The organism is Mycobacterium sp., assembly GCF_032161845.1.
Taxonomy (GTDB): Bacteria; Actinomycetota; Actinomycetes; order Mycobacteriales; family Mycobacteriaceae; genus Mycobacterium.
The window spans coordinates 1-2,727 of the sequence record NZ_JAVRQA010000415.1 but is presented as its reverse complement, the minus strand read 5'-3'; the positions used below and the strand labels follow the sequence as shown (position 1 = coordinate 2,727).

3 protein-coding genes and 1 pseudogene are annotated in these 2,727 nt (G+C 66.9%); 2 read left to right on the top strand and 2 right to left on the bottom strand.

Going from position 1 to position 2,727, the window contains the following annotated elements; all coding sequences use genetic code 11:
* Together QOD90_RS22520 and QOD90_RS22515 are read left to right on the top strand one after the other, a co-directional pair.
* A pseudogene (locus QOD90_RS22520) lies at positions 1–252 on the top strand (hypothetical protein); the annotation flags it as partial.
* A 131-nt stretch (positions 253–383) separates the two neighbouring features.
* Entirely contained in the window at positions 384–704 is a 321-nt protein-coding gene (locus tag QOD90_RS22515; protein ID WP_526353224.1) for a hypothetical protein, read from the top strand.
* Positions 705–716: 12 nt separating this feature from the next.
* Here QOD90_RS22515 and QOD90_RS22510 read toward each other — a convergent pair whose 3' ends face one another.
* Positions 717–1,406 carry a response regulator gene (locus QOD90_RS22510; protein ID WP_526353222.1) on the bottom strand — a complete coding sequence of 230 codons (690 nt, stop codon included), beginning with the start codon at positions 1,404–1,406 and terminating at the stop codon, positions 717–719.
* On the bottom strand, positions 1,403–2,727 hold a 1,325-nt coding region (locus QOD90_RS22505), incomplete at its 5' end, for a sensor histidine kinase (RefSeq protein ID WP_526353220.1). The genes QOD90_RS22505 and QOD90_RS22510, both read right to left, overlap by 4 nt.

Sequence of the window (2,727 nt, the reverse complement as noted above, 5' to 3'; positions counted from 1 at the left end):
ATCGTCGACTGGGCTCACGTTGCGGTGTGGTGCACCGATACTCACACGGTCATCGACACCATTTCCGTCGGTACCCGGCCGTCGTGCATCGCGATGGACCGCGACCGACTGTACGTCGCCGACCATGACGGTGGCATCACCGCGTATCGGGTCGCTTCGGTGATGCCGGCCCCGTACCCGCGGCTCACGTCGTCCTCGCCGAGGGCGCTGGTCGTCCCGCCGGTCCGTGAGCTTGCCGCCGCGGGCGTCTAGCCCACGCCGATCGACTCGCCTCCGGCGAGTTCCGCTGTGATACAGGTCATGTGAACATCCTGTGAACCAAACGCGTGCCGACTTCGTCTATCCCGTGAAGGCCCAAACGGGCCGCGAACGGAGAGCACGGAATGCGTGCAGCACTAGTGACACTCGTAGCTCTTGCGGCGGCTGCCGTTGCGCTGCTCCTCCTCCCTGCGGGACAGGCAACCGCCGGGTCCGGCTCGGAGCCTGCGGTGGTCACCATCGGCCGGCTCGAGGCCGAGGGCTTCACCGTCCATCTGGATCGCGTTGGTAGCGCACCACTTTCGGACTGCGTGGTCGCCGACGTGCGCAACCCGCAGGAGCAGACTCGACTGGTGCGACTGCACGGCACCAAGGGCCGCGACCGCACCGTCGAGGTCGTGACGAGTAGGACCATCTCCGTATCGCTGGATTGCTCGAGCCGTTGAGGTGCCGGCCAGTCAGCGCCACTGGTAGCGCGTCTTCGGGCGGCCAGTTCCGCCGTAGTCGACCGACCTCGTGACAGTGCCGTCGTCGGCGAGGCGCTCGAGGTACCGCCAAGCGGTCACTCGGGACACCCCGACCTGCTTGGCCACCTCGTCGGCGGTCATGCCGTGCGAACTGTCGCGAACCAATCGCGCGATGCCCTCGTTTGTTTCGGTCGCCCCGCCCTTCGGCGACGTCGAACGATCCGCGACGGCGCGCAACTCCGATAGCGCGCGGTCCACCTCGGCCTGACTGGCGGCGTCGACCCCCGACGGCAACGAGTTGCGATACCGCAGATAGCGCTCGAGGCGATCTCGGAACGCCGCGAAGGTGAACGGTTTCAGCAGGTATGCCAGCGCGCCGTGGGCCACCGCCGCACGCACCATGTCGAGGTCGCGCTCGGAGGTGATCGCGATGATGTCGGGCGCGGGGCGCAGCCCGGCCAACGCCGACGCAAGGTCGATGCCGCTGGCATCGGGCAGGCCGAGGTCGAGAAGCACCAGATCGATCGGTGTGTCGGTGGCCGCGGCGGTGGAGGCGATGCGCATCGCGTCGCGCGCGGTGCGCGCTACCGCCGTTGCCGAAAAACCTTCCAGACGAAGGACATACGCCCGGTGAGCCTCGGCGATCAATGGGTCGTCTTCGACGATGAGAACCGAGATCACCGATGCGCCCTCGGTACCGTGACGGTGATGACGGAGCCGTACGTCACGTCGGCGGTCAGCGTCCCGCCATGTCGCTTGACCACCTGATTCACCAGCGCCAGCCCCAGGCCGTGGTGCTCTGCATCGTCGGATGACTTGGTGGAATAGCCACGCTGCATTGCCCTTTCGAACACCTCGGCGTCCATTCCCGATCCGCTGTCGGCGACGCGGAGCACGAGCTCTTCGTCGTCCTCGGCGACGGTGACCTCCACCCATGGGTCGGCCTGGTCGCACGCGTCCATGGCGTTGTCGATCAGGTTGCCGAGGACGGTGACGGATTCCTGAGGGGTGAGCGGCATCTGCGGTGCGTCGGAGGGCAAATGGGTGTCCTCGGTGACGGTCAAGGCGATGCCTCGTTCGTCGGCCTGCGCGGTCTTGCCGATCAGCAGGGCCACCAGCGCCGGCTCGCCGACGTCCTCCGAGAGGCGGTCGACGAGGCGTTGGGACGTCGCTAGCTCGTCGGTGGCGAACCGCACGGCATCGGAGGTGCGGTCCATCTCGACCAACGTCACCACGGTGTGCAGCTTGTTCGCCGCCTCGTGGGCCTGCGCGCGCAGCGAATCCGTCAGGACCTGCAGTGAACTGAGTTCGCCTAGGGCGCCTTGCAATTCGGTGCGATCGCGGACGGTGACCACTTCCGAGCGCGCGGCACCTTCCACCTTGGAACGGTTGACCACCAGCACCCTGGCGTCGGTGACGTGCACTTCGTCGCGGACGCCCGGCTGATAGCTGCGGAGGAATTCGGGAAGGTTCGACGGCGTCACCGAACCCGGCGGCAGATCGAGAAGCCGGCGGGCCTCGTCGTTGACCAGCACCACCCGGCCACCGTCGAGCACCAACAGGCCCTCCGACACCGAATGCAGGATCGCGTCGTGATGCTCGTACATCACCCGTAGTTCGTCGGGCCGCAGGCCGTGCGTCTGGCGAAGGAGGCGGCGCCGGATCGCCCACACCCCGATAAATGAAAGAGTCAGTGCCGCAACGCTTACCGCCGCGATCGTCGGCCACTTATCGCGCCAACGCTGTGCCAACGTCTGCTGGGTGATGCCCGCCGAGACGAGGCCGATGACCTGACCTGCGGCATTGCGGACGGGAGCGATCGCGCGGATCGATGGGCCGAGAGTGCCGGTGTACACCTCCGTGATCGTCTCGCCACGCAAGGCTGGTTCGATGGTGCCGAGGTAGTGCCCGCCGATCTGGCTTGGATCGGTGTGCGTGAACCTGGTTCCTTCTGGCGACATCACGGTGATGAAGGCGATCGCGGTGTTGGTCCGCACCGCCT

Coding starts and splice junctions, on each gene's coding strand:
- QOD90_RS22515 (WP_526353224.1), top strand. CDS start 384: ATGCGTGCAGCACTAGTGACACTCGTAGCTCTTGCGGCGGCTGCCGTT.